Annotated in this window: 11 protein-coding genes and 2 pseudogenes; 3 read left to right on the top strand and 10 right to left on the bottom strand. The window is 64.6% G+C overall.

From position 1 onward, the window contains the following. Positions 1-72: 72 nt before the first annotated feature. From ACGI6K_RS09935 to zwf, 7 genes are all read right to left on the bottom strand, one after another. On the bottom strand, positions 73-1,311 hold the full coding sequence (locus ACGI6K_RS09935; protein ID WP_376942469.1) for a maltoporin: 1,239 nt from the start codon (positions 1,309-1,311) through the stop codon (positions 73-75). A 548-nt stretch (positions 1,312-1,859) separates the two neighbouring features. Then, a complete protein-coding gene (locus ACGI6K_RS09930) occupies positions 1,860-3,485 on the bottom strand; it encodes an NADP-dependent glyceraldehyde-3-phosphate dehydrogenase (protein ID WP_376942467.1) in 1,626 nt (541 codons plus the stop codon). Between the two features lie 76 nt (positions 3,486-3,561). Beyond that, complete coding sequence (gene eno / locus ACGI6K_RS09925; protein WP_376942465.1) at positions 3,562-4,875, bottom strand: phosphopyruvate hydratase; 1,314 nt, start codon at positions 4,873-4,875, stop codon at positions 3,562-3,564. Further along, positions 4,868-4,999: a hypothetical protein gene (locus tag ACGI6K_RS09920; RefSeq protein WP_376942463.1), complete on the bottom strand. Its 132-nt coding sequence runs from the start codon at positions 4,997-4,999 to the stop codon at positions 4,868-4,870. Before ACGI6K_RS09920 ends, eno begins: the two co-directional genes overlap by 8 nt. A gap of 15 nt (positions 5,000-5,014) precedes the next feature. Then, entirely contained in the window at positions 5,015-6,460 is a 1,446-nt protein-coding gene (gene pyk, locus ACGI6K_RS09915; RefSeq protein WP_376942461.1) for a pyruvate kinase, read from the bottom strand. Between the two features lie 68 nt (positions 6,461-6,528). Further along, the gene (locus ACGI6K_RS09910; RefSeq protein ID WP_376942459.1) at positions 6,529-7,218 is read right to left on the bottom strand and encodes a bifunctional 4-hydroxy-2-oxoglutarate aldolase/2-dehydro-3-deoxy-phosphogluconate aldolase; all 690 of its coding nucleotides are present in this window, start codon (positions 7,216-7,218) and stop codon (positions 6,529-6,531) included. A 161-nt stretch (positions 7,219-7,379) separates the two neighbouring features. Next, on the bottom strand, positions 7,380-8,849 hold the full coding sequence (gene zwf, locus ACGI6K_RS09905; RefSeq protein WP_377968549.1) for a glucose-6-phosphate dehydrogenase: 1,470 nt from the start codon (positions 8,847-8,849) through the stop codon (positions 7,380-7,382). A 174-nt stretch (positions 8,850-9,023) separates the two neighbouring features. Between zwf and ACGI6K_RS09900 the strand changes: the two genes are divergently transcribed. Beyond that, a complete protein-coding gene (locus ACGI6K_RS09900; RefSeq protein ID WP_376947208.1) occupies positions 9,024-9,893 on the top strand; it encodes a MurR/RpiR family transcriptional regulator in 870 nt (289 codons plus the stop codon). Positions 9,894-9,897: 4 nt separating this feature from the next. Here ACGI6K_RS09900 and edd read toward each other — a convergent pair whose 3' ends face one another. From edd to ACGI6K_RS09885, 3 genes and pseudogenes are all read right to left on the bottom strand, one after another. Further along, positions 9,898-11,724, bottom strand: a complete 1,827-nt coding sequence (edd, locus tag ACGI6K_RS09895) for a phosphogluconate dehydratase (RefSeq protein WP_376947210.1) — start codon at positions 11,722-11,724, stop codon at positions 9,898-9,900. A 199-nt stretch (positions 11,725-11,923) separates the two neighbouring features. Continuing rightward, on the bottom strand, positions 11,924-12,955 hold the full coding sequence (locus tag ACGI6K_RS09890) for a LacI family DNA-binding transcriptional regulator (RefSeq protein WP_376947212.1): 1,032 nt from the start codon (positions 12,953-12,955) through the stop codon (positions 11,924-11,926). A gap of 565 nt (positions 12,956-13,520) precedes the next feature. After that, positions 13,521-14,309, bottom strand: a pseudogene (locus tag ACGI6K_RS09885) (IS110 family transposase). Positions 14,310-14,538: 229 nt separating this feature from the next. On the opposite strand from ACGI6K_RS09885, the gene ACGI6K_RS09880 reads away from it, so the two are divergent. Both ACGI6K_RS09880 and ACGI6K_RS09875 read left to right on the top strand, forming a co-directional pair. Further along, the gene (locus tag ACGI6K_RS09880) at positions 14,539-15,066 is read left to right on the top strand and encodes a gluconokinase (RefSeq protein ID WP_376947214.1); all 528 of its coding nucleotides are present in this window, start codon (positions 14,539-14,541) and stop codon (positions 15,064-15,066) included. Between the two features lie 209 nt (positions 15,067-15,275). After that, positions 15,276-16,568 (top strand): annotated as a pseudogene (locus ACGI6K_RS09875) (IS4 family transposase). Position 16,569 lies beyond the last annotated feature (1 nt).

Raw genomic sequence — 16,569 nt, 5'->3', positions numbered from 1 at the left:
GCGATGGCGCAAGCATGTGCATTAACGTGCGATCAAGCAACCGTTATCTGTATGTCCATACAGACTACTGCGTCACTTCCACCAATACTCGACCTGTACGCCGAAGTTGCCGCCGTGGCGGTCAGTGCCGAAGGCGCCGGTCTCGGACAGCGCGGACTCGGGCTTCATTTCGGTAGCTGCGCGCTGTGCCGCTTCGTTCCAGGTCGCATAGGTATAGTAGACGCGCAGTTCCGGCCGCGCCCAGAAGCCCGGGCCGCCCGGCGACCAGGTCGGCGCGATGGTGAATTTAGTCAGCTTGCGGGTGCCGTCGGTCGCCTTGATTTGGTCGTGGCCGATCTCGGCGCTCACCTTGAAAGTCTCGGTGAAGGCATACACCGGCCGTACGCCGACCGACAGCCAGCGCATGTTGTCGCCATCGGGGCGGACATCCTTCTGATAGACGATCTGGAACTGGCCGCCGAAACGCTCCGTGGTCTGCCAGTCGAAGTACTCGACCATGCGCCAACTCTTGTTTTCCTTGTCCAGCTCGCTATCGCCGGTGTAGCCCAGCCGCGTGCCCGGCCCCTCGCCGTATTGCAGGGCGAAGGTGTTGTACTTGCCACCCAGGAAGCCTTCCTGCTTGTGCTGCACGGCCACCGACCAGCCGCTGTGCTTGTCGCTACCGCTCGGTTTCTGCAGATAACTGAACCCCACCTGCACTTCACCGCCGGGGTTGGTCTTGAAACCGTTGATGTTGAAGTCGTGGCGGGTGACATAAGGGTTTTGCCAATAATCGTCCTTGCGCGAAAAAACATAGCTATAGCGCAGGTCGCCGATCGGCACTTCGTCGAAACCGAAACCGGTGGCGCTTTGGTTCCAGTAGTAGTAGTCGGTCATATGGATGTCGTTACGCTTGTAGTAACGGCGCCCGATCCAGAAGTTGCCGCCGTTGAGCACCGCGGCGTTCTTCCACTCGACGAACATCTGCTGGATCCGCGAGGAGCCCCCACCATGCTCGTTGGAATCCTTGAACTTCGGCTTGTGCCCGATGGGGTTGTAGAAGCCGCCCATGACCATGCCGGAGAGCGTCGACCCGTCGGCCAGTGCGATATCGTGGTCCCAAGCAAGCTCGCTCCACAGCTCGCACTCGTTGCCGAGCCGGTATTTCGAGGGTGCACCGGGTAGCTGGAAGCAGGATTGCGTGCCGCCTTTGGTATTGCCGCCGACACCGAGCCGGTAATAGCCGCTGAAATTGACCGCCTGAGCCGCCAGGGGAAACGCAAGAAAAGCACACAGTGGATAAAGTGCCTTTTTTACCGAACTTCTTTTCATATCCGCTCCAATTCTTATTGTTTTCTGGCCGGTAAAAACCAGCGCCAGGACCAGCCGCCAATTACTGCCTGGAAGTTGCAATCGATCAGATAGCGCTATCTTCGGCCACAAGACGCCGACGGACGCCAGAGCCCAAAGCTTCGCGGACCGTCAGAAACCAGACGTGATCGAAGAGTTTCGTGCCGGCGTGGAGGAACGCACTCGCATAGTGTCGCCCAGGCAGAGAGGGACGACCGGAGAACGGACAAGAGAAGGATAGCCAATGAATTCTGGAGACAAGGATGGGAAATACAGCATGTCTGCGAACCTTCTTATATTTATTCACAGCTACGAGGAGATATTCCTCAAGCTGAAACGATGTAGTGAACCGGATAAAGCTGAAACGTTTCAGCTATGCGCATGATAGAGCAACTTTGCTCAAAGGTATAGCCAGGTCCGCTATCCGGATATCGTTTTCTTTATCTGTTTTTAGGCGAAGGATACATGGGCAGGACACAGACCGGATTGTTGCCGGACAGCTCTGGAAAGCACTGTCCGGCCTTGCCCTGTCAGAAGATGTAGTCGGTGCTCAGGAAGCTCGATTCACGGTTGCGGATAATGTCGCTGATCAGCCGCTTGTTGTCTTCCTGGAACTTGGTCGCCACCAGCGTGCGGATCGAGAACACGCGCAGCGCGTCGTACACCGACAGGGTCCCTTCCGCCGAGTTCTTGCGGCCGTTGAACGGGAAGCTGTCGGGGCCGCGCTGACATTGAGCGTTGATGTTGATCCGCCCGACCTGATTAGCGAAAGCGTCCACCAGCCGGCCGACCTGCTGCGGGTCGTTGCCGAAGATCGACAACTGCTGGCCGAAGTCCGACTCGCGCACGTAGTCGATCACCGTCTGCAGGTCGCGGTAAGGCACCACCGGGATCAGCGGGCCGAACTGCTCCTCCTGGTAGACGCGCATGTCCGCGCTCACCGGGTAGAGCAGCGCCGGGTAGAAGAAGGTCTCGCGCACCTCGCCGCCGCCGGGGTTGACCACCTTGGCGCCCTTGGCCTGGGCGTCGGCCACCAAGGTGGCGAGGAAGTCGCTCTTGCCCGGTTCGGGCAGCGGGGTCAGCGCCACGCCCGGCTCCCAGGGCATGCCCGGCTTGAGCGCGGCGAGTTTCTGGTTGAACTTCTCAAGGAAGGCATCGACCACCTGTTCGTGGACGAAGAGGATCTTCAGCGCCGTGCAGCGCTGGCCGTTGAACGACAGCGCGCCGGTGATCGCCTCGCTGACCGCGTTGTCCAGGTCCACTTGCGGCAGGACGATGCCGGGGTTCTTGGCGTCCAGGCCGAGCGCGGCGCGCAGGCGGTGCGGGCGCGGGTGCAGCTTCTTCAGGTCGCTGGCGCCCTTGTTGGTGCCGATGAAGGCGAACACGTCGATCTGGCCGGTTTCCATCAGCGCGCTGACGGTCTCGCGGCCGCGCCCGTAGATGACATTGATCACCCCGGCCGGGAAGCTGTCGCGGAACGCCTCGAGCAGCGGGCGGATCAGCAGCACGCCGAACTTGGCCGGCTTGAACACCACGGTGTTACCCATGATCAGCGCCGGAATCAAGGTGGTGAAGGTCTCGTTCAACGGATAGTTGTAGGGACCCATGCACAGCGCCACGCCCAGCGGCACGCGGCGGATCTGGCCGAGGGTACCCTGCTCCAGCTCGAAGCGGCTGGAGCGGCGGTCGAGTTCCTTGAGTTCGTGAATGGTATCGACGATGTAGTCGCAGGTGCGGTCGAACTCCTTCTCGGCGTCCTTGAGGTTCTTGCCGATCTCCCACATCAGCAGTTTGACCACCGCCTCGCGCTGCTCGCGCATGCGCGCCAAGAAGGTCTCGACGTGCTGGATGCGCCCGGCCACCGGCATGCTCGGCCACAGGCCCTGGCCGTTGTCGTAGGCCCTGACCGCGGCGTCCAGGGCGCCCAGCGCGGCCTGGGCGTCGAGCAGCGGGGTGCTGCCGAGGACGACCTGCTCGTCGCCCTTGGCGGTCCTCAGGTGGATGGGGCTGCGCACGGCGGCCAGCGGGCCGTCCCAGCGGCGCAATTCGCCGTCGACCAGATAGTCGCGCTGTTCAATAGGCGCGCCCGGACGGTACTGCTCGGGGATATCGGCGGCGGCCGGAAAAAGGTTGTGCAGACGGCTCTCGGTGCTCATGGCTTATGTCGTCCTCGTTGTTGTGATGTGGAAACGCGCCCAGCTCGCACCGGGCGCATCGACCGTCCGAACGGATTCAGCCGCTGCAGCAGCGGCGCTTGAGCAGCGCCGCGGCGTCATAGGGCGCCTTGCCCTTCAGGGCCTCCTCGATGCGCAGCAACTGGTTGTACTTGCCCACCCGGTCCGAGCGGCACAGCGAGCCGGTCTTGATCTGCCCGGCACGGGTCGCCACCGCCAGGTCGGCGATGGTGGTGTCCTCGGTCTCCCCCGAACGGTGCGAGATCACCGCCGTGTAACCGGCCTGCTGCGCCAGACGGATCGCTTCCAAGGTCTCGCTTAGGCTGCCGATTTGGTTGAACTTGATCAGGATCGAGTTGCCGATGCCCCGCTCGATGCCTTCCCGGAGAATCTTCGGGTTGGTCACGAACAGGTCGTCGCCGACCAGTTGCACCTTCTGCCCGAGTTTTTCGGTCAGGTAGGCCCAGCCGTCCCAGTCGCTCTCGTCCAGGCCGTCCTCGATCGAGACGATCGGGTAGCGCTCGCACAGGCCTGCCAAGTAGTCGGCGAAGCCCCTGGAGTCGAAGGTCTTGCCCTCGCCGGCCAGCCGGTACTCGCCGTCATGGTAGAACTCCGAGGCGGCGCAGTCCAGCGCCAGGGTAATGTCCTGGCCCAGCACATAGCCGGCGCGCTCGACCGCCGCCTGGATCACCACCAGCGCTTCCTCGTTAGAAGCCAGCGAGGGGGCGAAGCCACCTTCGTCGCCCACCGCGGTGCTCAGCCCGCGCTCGGTGAGCACCTGCTTGAGGGTGTGGAACACCTCGGCGCCGATGCGCAGCGCCTCCTTGAAGCTGGCCGCGCCGACCGGCTGGATCATGAATTCCTGGAGGTCGACGTTGTTGTCGGCATGCTCGCCGCCGTTGAGGATGTTCATCATCGGCACCGGCAGGCTGTACTCGCCGGGGTTGCCGTACAGCTCAGCCAGGTGCGCATAAAGCGGCAAGCCGCGGGCCGCGGCGGCGGCCTTGGCGGTGGCCAGGGACACGGCGAGGATGGCGTTGGCGCCGAGGATCGCCTTGTTGTCGGTGCCGTCCAGTTCGAGCATGGCCTGGTCGACCGCGCGCTGGTCGAGCGCGTCGAGGTCGAGCACCCGCTCGCGGATCGCGCCGTTGACGTTGTCCACCGCCTTCATCACGCCCTTGCCTTTATAGCGCAGCGCGCCGTCGCGCAATTCGAGGGCCTCGCGGCTACCGGTAGAGGCCCCGGAGGGCACGCTGGCTACCCCCGTGGCGCCGCCGACCAGGGTGACCACCGCCTCGACAGTGGGGTTGCCGCGCGAATCGAGGATCTCGCGGGCGGCGACGTGCTGGATCGAAGTACTCGGCTTACTCATCGTGTGTCGGGTCCTGTGCAGGGGTCGAAACGGCTTCGCCCTCGGCGAGCAGCTCCTGTTGTTCGGCGTGCGAGGCGCGGATGTCGAAGTCGCGCGGCCAGTCCTGATGTTCGCTCGGTTGCATCGAAAGCCCCTACGCTCAGTGGATGACGTCGCCCACGCGCACGATGCGCAAGGTGTCGGTACCGCCTTGGGCATGGCCGGCGCCCTTGGTGATCAGCACCAGGTCGCCCTCGGCCACCAGGTTGCGCTGCAGCAGCTCCTTGACCGCGCGGGCGTTCAGCTCGGCCTCGGCGATCCGGTCGGCCTCGAAGGGGATCGGGTGCACGCCGCGGAACAGCGCTACCCGGCTCTGCGTGCGCGGATGGCGGGAGAAGGCGAAGATCGGCAGGTGCGAGCGGATCCGCGACATCAGCCGCGGGGTATCGCCGCTCTCGGTCAGGCAGACGATCGCCTTGACCCCTTCCAGGTGGTTGGCTGCGTACATCGCCGACAGCGCGATAGTCTCGTCGATGCGGTGAAACACTTGGTCCATGCGGTGCTTGGAGCGATGGGCCAGCGGGTGCTTCTCGGCGCCGAGGATGATCCGCCCCATGGCCTCCACGGTCTCCACCGGGTAGGCGCCGGCGGCGGTCTCGGCCGAGAGCATCACCGCGTCGGTGCCGTCGAGCACCGCGTTGGCCACATCGAACACCTCGGCGCGGGTCGGCAGCGACTGGGTGATCATGGTCTCCATCATCTGCGTGGCGGTGATCACCGCGCGGTTGAGCACCCGTGCCCGCTCGATGATGCGCTTCTGCACGCCGACCAGTTCGGCGTCGCCGATCTCCACGCCCAGGTCGCCGCGGGCCACCATCACCGCCTCGGAGGCGAGGATGATCTCGTCCAGCACCTGGTCGTCGGCCACCGCCTCGGCGCGCTCGATCTTCGCCACCAGCCCGGCGTTGCCGCCGGCCTCCTGCATCAAGCGGCGGGCGTGCTGCATGTCGGCGGCATCGCGCGGGAAGGACACTGCTAGGTAGTCGACTTGCATGGCGGCGGCGGTCTTGATGTCCGCGCAATCTTTGTCGGTCAGCGCCGAGGCGGACAGGCCACCGCCTTGGCGGTTGATGCCCTTGTTGTTGGACAGCGGGCCGCCGACCCGCACCTCGCAGACCAGCTCGCTGGCCTTGACCTCGCGGGTCTCGAGGACCACGCGGCCGTCGTCGAGCAGCAGGATGTCGCCGGGGCGGCTGTCGGTGATCAGCGCCTCGTAGTCGATGCCGACGCGCCGGGAGTCGCCGGCATTCTTGTCGAGGGCGGCGTCGAGGACGAAGGTCTGGCCCTTCTCCAGCAGCACCTTGCCGTTGGCGAAGCGCGAGATGCGGATCTTCGGCCCCTGCAGGTCGGCGAGGATGGCGACGAAGCGCCCGTGTTTGGCGGCCATCTCGCGGACCAGCGCGGCGCGGGCCTCGTGTTCCTCGGCCTTGCCGTGGGAGAAGTTCAGGCGCACCACGTCGACCCCGGCCTTGACCAGGCCTTCGATGGCTTCGGGGGTTTCGGTAGCTGGGCCGAGGGTAGCGACGATCTTGGTTCTACGCAGCATCTTGTAGCGTCCTCCAGGGGAACTTTTTATCGGTGCAACAGCGGGCAGATGGAAAAATTTCGGGCCGATTAGCCCAGCAGTTGCAGTGCCTCGGCACTGGCCTGCTGAACGCGTTGCCAGTCGCCGGCGCGCGTCCAGGCGCTGTCCAGCATCCAGGTACCGCCCACGCACATCACATTGGGCTGGGCCATGTAGTTCTTGACGTTGCTTGGGTTGACACCGCCGGTGGGGCAGAAGCGGACGTTGCCGAACGGCCCGCCGAGCGCCTTCAGCGCCGGGATGCCGCCGGCGATCTCGGCCGGGAACAGCTTGAAGCGGCGGTAGCCCAGGGCGTAGCCGAGCATGAGCTCCGAAGCGCTGCCGATGCCCGGCAGCAGCGGTACCGGGCAGCTCACCCCGGCCTTCAGCAGTTCGGAGGTACTGCCGGGAGTGACGATGAACTGCGCGCCCGCCGCCACGGCTTCAGCCAGCATGCTCTCGTCGAGCACGGTGCCGGCGCCGACACAGAGTTCCGGGCGCGCTTCGCGCAGCACGCGGATAGCGGTCAGGCCGTGCTCGGAGCGCAGGGTGACCTCCAGGGTACGCAGGCCGCCAGCGGCCAGGGCATCGGCCATCGGCAGGATGTCCGCTTCGCGCTCGATGGTGATGACCGGAAGGATGCGGGCTTCCGCGCACAACTGATCGATCAAGGCGACCTTGTCGGCCATGCTCGGCACGCTCTGGGAAGTGGCCGGTTTGTTGTTCTGGATGCTGTTCATATCGGTTGGTCCTTCGGGCTCAGGGGCACCGGTAGAAGTCGAAAAAACGCGGGAAAAGAGGCAGTAACGCCTGGCAGGCCATGAGACAGCGCTGTGCACAGCGATTCGGAAAAACGCCGGGAACGGTTGGAAGCGGCCGAGCGGCGATCCGTCGGGCGGAGTCAGAAATCTCCATACCAGCTCCTCCCGTCACGGGTGATCAATGCGATCGACGACAGCGGCCCCCAGCTACCCGCCGCGTACGGCTTGGGCGCCTCGCCCTGCAGGCGCCAGCCGGCGATCAGCCGGTCGCACCAGCGCCAGGCGTACTCGATCTCGTCCTTGCGCACGAACAGGTTCTGGTTGCCCTTCATCACCTCTAGCAGCAGCCGCTCGTAGGCGTCCGGAATCCGCGCGCTGCGGTAGGTGTCGGAAAAATTCAGTTGCAGCGGACCGCTGCGCAGTTGCATCCCCTTGTCCAGCCCCTGCTCCTTGGTCATCACCTGCAAGGCGATGCTCTCGTTCGGCTGCAGGCGGATGATCAGCTTGTTGCCGATCAGCGGGCGCTGCTCCTCGGCGAAGATGTAGTGCGGCGGCGCCTTGAAGTGGATGACGATCTGCGACAGCTTCTGCGGCATCCGCTTGCCCGTACGCAGGTAGAACGGCACACCGGCCCAGCGCCAGTTGCGGATCTCCGCGCGCAGCGCGACGAAGGTCTCGGTGTCGCTCTGCGCGTTGGCGTTGTCCTCCTCCAGATAGCCTGGCACCGACTTGCCCAGGATATTGCCGGCCACGTACTGGCCGCGCACCACCTGCTGGCTGAGCTGGGCGGCGTCGATCGGCGCCAGCGCCTTGAGCACCTTGACCTTCTCGTCGCGAATGCTGTCGGCCGACAGGTCGCTCGGCGGGTCCATGGCGATCAGGCAGAGCAGTTGCAGCAGGTGATTCTGGATCATGTCGCGCAGTTGCCCGGCCTTGTCGAAGTAGCCCCAGCGGCCCTCGATGCCCACCTGCTCGGCCACGGTGATCTCCACATGGGAGATGTGGTTCTGGTTCCACTGGGTCTCGAACAGGCTGTTGGCGAAGCGCAGAGCGATCAGGTTCTGCACCGTCTCCTTGCCCAGGTAGTGGTCGATCCGGTAGGTGCGGTCCTCGGGGAAATGCCGGGCCACCGCGTCGTTGACCTTGCGCGAGGAGACCAGGTCGTGGCCGATCGGCTTCTCCAGTACCACCCGGGCGCGCTCGGCCAGGCCGACCTCGGCCAGTCCGGCGCAGATCGGCTCGTAGAGCGCGGCCGGGGTGGCGAAGTAGGCGATCAGCCGCTCGGCGGCGCCGACCCGGTCGGCCAGCGCGGCGTAGCCGCCGGGCTGGAGGAAATCCATCGACAGGTAGTCCAGGCGGCCGAGAAAGCGCTGCAGCACGCCCTCGTCCAGTTCGGCGACGGGGACGTGGCGGCGCAGGTGCTCGGCGATGGTCGCCAGGTGGCTGCTCTCCTCGCCGGCGTCGCGGGCCAGAGCCAGCAGCCGCGTATCCGGGCACAGCAGGCCGGCCCGATCCAGTTGGTAGAGGGCGGGGAACAGCTTGCGCAGAGCCAAGTCACCCAGGGCTCCGAACAGGGCGAAGATGCAAGGCTCGACAGGAGTAGCGCTCATAATATTCGTTCTTTTGTCAAAGTATGGATTAATGAAAGCATCATTGAATCGATTCATCAACAATAATTGCGTAATAAAACTACATTTCTCCATAACCAGGCATTTTCAGTGGCCCCTCCGGAAGCGCCCAGTTACGATAAGCCTCCTTATGCATCATCCATCCCAGGAACCAACATGGATCGCACGCGCAATCTGCTGGAACAGATCCAGAGCCGCCTAGAAGACCTGAACAAGGCCGAGCGCAAGGTCGCCGAAGTCATCTTGCAGGATCCGCAGCAAGCCACCCGCTACAGCATCGCCTCGCTCGCCCAGGCCGCCCAGGTCAGCGAGCCGACCGTCAATCGCTTTTGCCGCTCCTTCGGAGTCAGCGGCTACCCGGAGTTGAAACTGCAACTGGCGCAGAGCCTGGCCAGCGGCGCCGCCTATGTGAGTCGTGCCGTGGAGGCCGACGATGGCCCCGAGGCCTACACTCGCAAAATCTTCGGCAGCACCATCGCCTCGCTGGACAGTGCCTGCCAGACGCTCGACCCCCAAGCCATCGACAGGGCGGTCGACCTGCTGATCCAGGCCCGGCAAATCCATTTCTTCGGCCTTGGCGCCTCAGCCTCGGTGGCCCAGGACGCCCAACACAAGTTTTTCCGCTTCAACCTCGCCGTGTCGGCGCAGTGCGACGTGCTGATGCAGCGCATGCTCGCCTCGGTGGCCCACACCGGCGACCTTTTCGTGATCATTTCCTATACCGGGCGTACCCGCGAGCTAGTCGAGGTGGCGCATCTGGCCCGCGAGAACGGCGCCTCGGTGCTCGGCCTGACCGCTGCCGGCTCGCCGCTGGCCAAGGCCTGTACCCTGAGTCTGAACATCCCGCTGCCGGAAGACACCGACATCTACATGCCGATGACTTCGCGGATCATCCAGCTCACCGTGCTCGACGTACTGGCCACCGGCATGACCCTGCGCCGCGGCATCGACTTCCAGCCGCATCTGCGCAAGATCAAGGAAAGCCTCAACAGCACCCGCTATCCAAGCGACGACGAACTCCTCTAGCCCCTTACTTCAATTCCTCCAAACTGGCGGTAAAGGCGCTCGCGCCCTGCTCCGCCGTACTGAATGCTGAGCGCATGAAGGCGAACAGCTCGCGGCCGCAGCCGACGCCCGCGCCCTGCGGGATACGCGCCGGCTCGCGGGCGGCCAGTTTGGCAGCGTCGACCAAGACCTCCAGAGTGCCGGCGCGACCGTCGACGCGAATCAGGTCGCCGTCGCGCAGCTTGGCCAACGGGCCACCGTCGATGGCTTCCGGACAGACATGGATGGCCGCCGGCACCTTGCCGGAAGCGCCGGACATGCGCCCGTCGGTGACCAGCGCGACCTTGAAGCCGCGATCCTGCAACACGCCCAGGTAAGGGGTCATCTTGTGCAGCTCGGGCATGCCGTTGCTGCGCGGGCCCTGGAACAGCATCACCGCCACCAAGTCGCGCTCCAGCTCGCCGGCTTTGAAGGCATCGGCCAGCTCCTGCTGGTCGCGGAACACCCGCGCCGGCGCCTCCACCACTTGATGCTCGGGCGCCACCGCGGACACCTTCATCACGCCCCGGCCCAGGTTGCCGACCATCACCCGCAGGCCGCCCTCGGCCGAGAAAGGCCGCGTCGCCGGGCGCAGGATGTTCTCGTCGAGGCTCTGCGCCGGACCGTCGCGCCAGACCAGCCGCTCCCCGTCGATGAAGGGCTCCTGGGCGTAGCGGCGCAGGCCATGGCCGACCACGGTCTCGACATCCTCGTGGAGCAGGCCGGCGTCGAGCAGCTCGCGGACCAGGAAAGCCACGCCGCCGGCGGCCTGGAAGTGGTTGATGTCGGCCTTGCCGTTCGGATAGACCTTGGTCAGGGTCGGCACCACCTCGGAGAGGTCGGCCATGTCCTGCCAGGTCAATTGGATGCCTGCGGCCTGGGCGATAGCCGGCAGGTGCAGGGTGTGGTTGGTGGAGCCGCCGGTAGCGTGCAGCGCCACCACCGAGTTGACCAGCACGCGCTCGTCGACGATCCGGCCGAGCGGCGTAAAGTGGCCGCCCTGCCGGGTCAACCGGGTGACCTGCCGGGCGGCCTCATCGGTCAAAAGATCGCGCAGTGGGGTGCCGGGATTGACGAAGGAAGAGCCCGGCAGGTGCAGCCCCATCACCTCCATCAGCATCTGGTTGGTGTTGGCGGTGCCGTAGAAGGTACAGGTGCCGACATCGTGGTAGGCCTTCATCTCGGACTCGAGCAACTCGTCGCGATTGGCCTTACCTTCGGCGTAGCGCTGTCTCACATCCGCCTTTTCTTTGTTCGACAGGCCCGACAGCATCGGCCCGCTGGGCATGAACAGCGCAGGCAGATGGCCGAAGCGCAAGGCCCCCATCAGCAGGCCGGGGACGATCTTGTCGCAGATGCCGAGGTACAGAGCCGCATCGAACATGTTGTGGGACAGGGCCACCGCCGTGGACAGCGCAATCACCTCACGGCTGGCCAGGGCCAGCTCCATGCCAGGCTCGCCCTGGGTAACGCCGTCGCACATGGCCGGCACGCCGCCGGCGACCTGGCCGACCGAGCCCAAGTCATGCAGGACACGCTTGATCCGCTCGGGATAGTGCTCATAGGGCTGATGGGCGGAAAGCATGTCGTTGTAGGCCGTGACGATGGCCACGTTGACGGAATCCATCAGCCGTAGGCGCTGCTTGTCGCTGCCGCTGCAGGCAGCTACGCCATGGGCGAAGTTGGCGCATTGCAACTTGCCGCGCTGCGGCCCCTCATCGGCGGCTGCCTGGATCATGGCCAGATAGCGTTCGCGCGTGGCGCGGCTGCGCTCAACCAGACGCTCGGTTACCTCAAGGACGCGGGGATGCATGGATAGGCTCCAGGTAGCGGGTATATTTGTTTTTATAACAACAAAAATAGCTATTTTCAATAAAAAACTTAACTAAAAAGATAATATTTAATTATTTAAACAACATAAATTAGCAACAAACTCTATTCGCCGAAGGTGGAGCCGCCCCTCCCCCCAACCCTGCCGCCGGTCCCCGCAAGGCCCCGGAATCACGATGACCTCAGGTGCTCTCGCGCGCCATCAGTTCGAAGCCGATGTCCTGCACCGGCTCGGCGATCGGCTGGCCGGCTATCAGCGCGAGCAGCAGCTGGGCGGCACGGCACCCGATGGCCTCGCGCGGCGTACGGATGCTGCTCAGCCGCGGCACGGTGAAGGACGAAGCCGGCAGGTCGTTGAAACCGATCACCGCTACCTGCTCGGGAATCTTCACGCCACGGCGCATGGCTTCCAGCAGGGCACCGTGGGCCAGGTCGTCGTTGCCGAAGAAGATGGCGTCGATCTGCGGATGACTGGCCATGAGCTGGGCGAAGAGTTCGCAGCCGAGACCGACGGAGGATGGCCGCGGGGTCAGCAATTCCAGGGCGGGATCGTAGAGTCCAGCCTGTTGCAGGGCCCGGCGGAAGCCTTCGCCGCGCAGCAGAGTGCGCTGGTCGAGCTGGGCGCCGACGAAGGCCATTTGCCGCCGGCCGCGGGAGATCAGGTGTTCGGCCGCCGCCGCGCCGGCGCGTATCTGCGAGAAGCCGACGCAGTGCAGACCGGCGCCGGAATCCAGATCCATCATGTAGACGCAGGGAATGCCACTGGAGTCGAGCATGCGCCGCGCGCTCTCAGTCCGCTCGAAACCGGTGAGCAGCAGGCCGCGCGGCTGGTAGGCGAGGTAGTTGCGGATCAGGTCCTCTTCCTCGTCGCGCGAGTAGTGGGAGTTGCCGATCAGCACCTCCAGCCCTCTCGGCCGCATCACCGCGTGGATGGCCTCGAGGGTTTCGACGAATAACTGGTTGCCCAGCGAGGGCACCAGCACCGCCACGGTCTGGCTGCGCGCGGAAGCCAGCGCACGCGCCGCCGGATTGGCCACGTATCCCAGTTCGCTGGCCGCCTCGCGGACCCGCTGCGCCAATTCCTCAGCGACGCTGGGAATACCGCGAAGGGCCCGCGAGACGGTGATCGGACTGACGCCGGCGCGGCGAGCCACTTCGTTGAGTGTCGGACGTCCGGTGGTACGGTGTTTCTTATCGTTCTTGGAGGCGGTCATCTAGGCAGTCGCACCATGAGCAGTATCGGAATGGAACAGCGGGCAGCGCGAAAAGCCACAGCGCCCAGGGCGGCCATTCTCGCCCCGCTACGCTGCCGCCGTCTCCCCCATCCTCTCCGACCAGCTTGTCAAACCAGAAGACAGCCCACAGGATAGCGCTGTCCTTCAAACACAACAATCGCAGGCAAGCACCGGGTCGCTCGTCGCCATTTTCGGCAAATTTCCGTGCACGGCTCATGATCACAACCACGGACGACCGGCAACCCCTCCGACGCATTGTTCGGTCCGTTGCCAAGGGGGCACCTCTAAAATCTATGGTCACCCCCGTTTTTGCAACGCTGATCAGCGATGGGTATTTGGCTTGCCTAAATCTATCCGGCGTCTGTCCGGAGCATGCTCCGCGCCACGATGAGAGTCGCGCCTGACGATCCTGAAAACCAGGGCGGCTTCGAAAGCCAGTTTTTAGAACAGGTTCTTCGTCAGGCCGGTGGGCCGTTCACGTCATCGGTTGTTCAGCGATCGCAAAACCTGGAAGGGTGGTTCGTGGTACTGCAACAACGCCGGGTCAGGCGGCGCAGCCGTCTGGCCCCGCTTCATAACGGGTGTGCTTTGCGGCGATGGCCCAGGCAATGCGTGCCAGCTTGTTGGCCAGGGCGCAGGCCACCACGTTCGAATGGCGCCGCATGAGCAAGCCTCGAACCCAATCCGCCATCGCTCCACGCTGCTGCTCCAGACGCTGCGGATACACCCGCGCGCGCAGTACCAGCAATCGGCGTAGGTTCTTGTCCTCGCGCTTGCTGATGCCCAGCAGCAGACGTTGCAGCAGGACAACCAGTCGTGCAGGGAGCTTGTGTTCCGCCAAAACGCTAGAGAGGCAACGGATCACCGCCTGGCTGCGTGGCAGACTGATGCCAAACTCCAGCAGGAAACCGTGCAGCTGGTTGATGCTCTTGGTCCGGTCACGAATCAACGACTCGCGCAGGCGATGCAGCACGGACAGGGTCTGCTAGGCCTCAGTCCTGGGCGTCACGAAACGCATGGTTGGCCGCGAGGCGGCCTCACAAATGGCCTGGGCATCAAGGAAATCGTTCTTGTTGCCCTGGACAAAGGGCCGTACGAACTGTGGCGAGATCAGCAGAGGCTGGTGCCCCAGCGCCTGAATCTCGCGAGCCAGGCAGTGGGCGCCGGCACAGGCCTCCATCGCCACACGACACGGCGGCTGCTGGGCCAGTAACCGAAGTAGTTGCTGCCGGCTGGTCTGCTTGCGAAACAGCGGCCGACCGCTGCGGTCCTGCGCCTGCAAGTGAAAACTGTGCTTGCCAAGGTCGATACCAATCAGTGCTACGGCGTTCATGGCGATGGCCTCCGGAAAGAAAACGCCCTGTGAAGGTGTAGCTTTACTGGGTGTTGGGGGTGACCATCTCATTACGTAGGCGAGGCAGTCAGCGCAAGGCAAAAACAGGCGAAAAAGCGGAGTTTACGCGCTGTAAATGAGCATTTTGAGCCTGTTTTTAACGCAGCGATGACCACGCAGGTAGTTTGATGTGCCCCAAGGTGGCACTATCCAATCGACGAGGTGTCGTATGCACTCACTCATTCCTGCCTTGGTGATCATGGGCGTCGCCGGCTGCGGCAAGTCCAGCGTTGGCCTGGCGCTCTGCCGACTCAACGGCGCCATTCCCGTCGAGGGCGACACTTTCCATCCGCCGGAGAACATCCGCAAGATGAGCGCCGGCATCCCGCTGACCGACGATGATCGCAGCGGCTGGCTAGGCGTTCTGTGCAAGGAACTGCGCCGCGCCGTCGCCGCCGGATGGCGTCCGGTACTCACCTGCTCGGCGCTCAAGCGCAGCTACCGCGAGCGCCTGCGCGAAGCTGTGCCCGGACTCGGCTTCGTCTACCTCGAAGTGACGCCCGCCGTCGCCGCCAGCCGCGTCGCCGAGCGCCCCGGCCACTTCATGCCGGCGAGCATGATCGACAGCCAATTCGCCACCCTTGAAGCGCCGCATGGCGAACCCCTGACCCTAGTCCTGGATGCCTCGCGCCAGGACGTGCCGCAACTGGCCGCGGCCATCGACGCATGGTGGCGCCGGCAGCAGCCAGAGTCATAGGCTTTCCGAGCGCCACGCACAGCGCCGCAGCGCCGTCCGTGGATAACACCGCCCGGACACAGCCCCGCATGCCGCTGCTCAGCCGTGGACTATTGACAACCAGCCCTTTCAAGGTGTTTGCGTAAACTCTCCCGATAATCGATCGGGAGAGCAAGACGATGTGGGATGCAATTCTGGCGCGGTTCGAAAAGTAGGCACCGGCCAGCGTCATGGCACGTCTGGCGCCGGAACGGGCAATGCCGGCCGCCTGGATCGATGAAGTGTTCGAGACTCACCGGCAACGCCAGTATCCACGCGAGCTGCTGTTTTCCACGGTGGTCGAGCTGATGTCGCTGGTTTCCCTGGGGTTGCGCCCTTCGCTGTATGCCGCCGCGCGCCAGATGGACCACCTACCCGTATCGCTGGTGGCGCTGTACGACAAGGTCAGGCGTACCAAGCCACCCTTGCCGCGGGCCTTGGTTCAGGGCAGCGCCCAGCGCCTGAAGTCGGTCGTCTCGGCCCTGGGCACAGCGCCCTGCCTGCCCGGCTGGCAGGTGCGCATCATCGACGGCAATCATCTGCCGGCCTCGGAGAAACGCCTGGCGCCGCTGCGCAACCAGCGCGCCGCCGCTCTGCCGGGGCATTCGCTGGTGGTCTACGACCCCGACCTGGACCGGGTGACCGATCTGGCGGTCTGCGAGGATGCCTACGAGAGCGAGCGCACCGGCGTCCTGCCGCTACTGGACAATGCCCGGCCGGGGTAGCTGTGGATGGCCGACCGGCATTTCTGCACGCGCGCGATTCTCCAGTCGCTTTAGCAGGCCCGAGCCGATTTCATCGTGCGCCAGGATGCCAGGCATCCGCGCATCGTTCACGAGAGGCCCCTGCACGACCTGGGCCGGGTGGAAACCGGGGGGGGTGCTTGAGCAGGACATCCACATAGATGAGGGCCAGGTGCCCTGGCGGCGCATCGAGTTGCGCCTGGATCGGCTGACGGAGTCGGGCGAGTCCGTCCTTTGGCTGTGGAGCAACCTGCCCGCGACGATCGACGCCCGGCAGATTGCCGAGCTGTACCGTCGGCGCTGGCGTATCGAGGGGATGTTCCAGCGCCTGGAGTCGGTCCCCGGGCAGCGTTGCTGGGGTTGCTGGGGTTTGCCGTGGCGGTGCTGGCCTGCAACCTCCTGGCAGTGCTCAAGCGCAGTGTCGAACAGGCCCATCGCGAAGAGTTTCCCGAGGGCTGGGAGGCGTCCCCCTACCACCTGGCAGTCCAGGTCAGAAGCCGTTACGAGGGGATGCTCGTCGCACTGCCGGTGGAGCACTGGCCCACGTGGGCCGACGGTTCGGCCAGCACACTGGCGCAGCGCCTGCTGGAGTTGGCACGGCACATCAAGCCCGGCCAGGTGGCCACCAGCAAGCGTAGCCCCAAGGTGAAGAAGAGCCTGGAGTGGGTCGATAGCGCCACAGCCCGCGCTCATGTCTCTACGGCCCGTGTAATCGAGGCCTCGAAAGGCAAAAGACTTTGAA

Source organism: Azorhizophilus paspali, from assembly GCF_043587585.2.
Lineage (GTDB): Bacteria > Pseudomonadota > Gammaproteobacteria > Pseudomonadales > Pseudomonadaceae > Azotobacter > Azotobacter paspali.
Note: the sequence above shows the minus strand (reverse complement) of the source record. Positions and strands in the feature narration are given on the sequence as shown.

Excerpts from the sequence above, each read along its gene's own strand:
- ACGI6K_RS09935 (WP_376942469.1), bottom strand. The coding sequence starts at position 1,311 with ATGAAAAGAAGTTCGGTAAAAAAGGCACTTTATCCACTGTGTGCTTTT.
- ACGI6K_RS09930 (WP_376942467.1), bottom strand. The coding sequence starts at position 3,485 with ATGAGCACCGAGAGCCGTCTGCACAACCTTTTTCCGGCCGCCGCCGAT.
- eno (WP_376942465.1), bottom strand. The coding sequence starts at position 4,875 with ATGAGTAAGCCGAGTACTTCGATCCAGCACGTCGCCGCCCGCGAGATC.
- ACGI6K_RS09920 (WP_376942463.1), bottom strand. The coding sequence starts at position 4,999 with ATGCAACCGAGCGAACATCAGGACTGGCCGCGCGACTTCGACATCCGC.
- pyk (WP_376942461.1), bottom strand. The coding sequence starts at position 6,460 with ATGCTGCGTAGAACCAAGATCGTCGCTACCCTCGGCCCAGCTACCGAA.
- ACGI6K_RS09910 (WP_376942459.1), bottom strand. The coding sequence starts at position 7,218 with ATGAACAGCATCCAGAACAACAAACCGGCCACTTCCCAGAGCGTGCCG.
- zwf (WP_377968549.1), bottom strand. The coding sequence starts at position 8,849 with ATGAGCGCTACTCCTGTCGAGCCTTGCATCTTCGCCCTGTTCGGAGCC.
- ACGI6K_RS09900 (WP_376947208.1), top strand. The coding sequence starts at position 9,024 with ATGGATCGCACGCGCAATCTGCTGGAACAGATCCAGAGCCGCCTAGAA.
- edd (WP_376947210.1), bottom strand. The coding sequence starts at position 11,724 with ATGCATCCCCGCGTCCTTGAGGTAACCGAGCGTCTGGTTGAGCGCAGC.
- ACGI6K_RS09890 (WP_376947212.1), bottom strand. The coding sequence starts at position 12,955 with ATGACCGCCTCCAAGAACGATAAGAAACACCGTACCACCGGACGTCCG.
- ACGI6K_RS09880 (WP_376947214.1), top strand. The coding sequence starts at position 14,539 with ATGCACTCACTCATTCCTGCCTTGGTGATCATGGGCGTCGCCGGCTGC.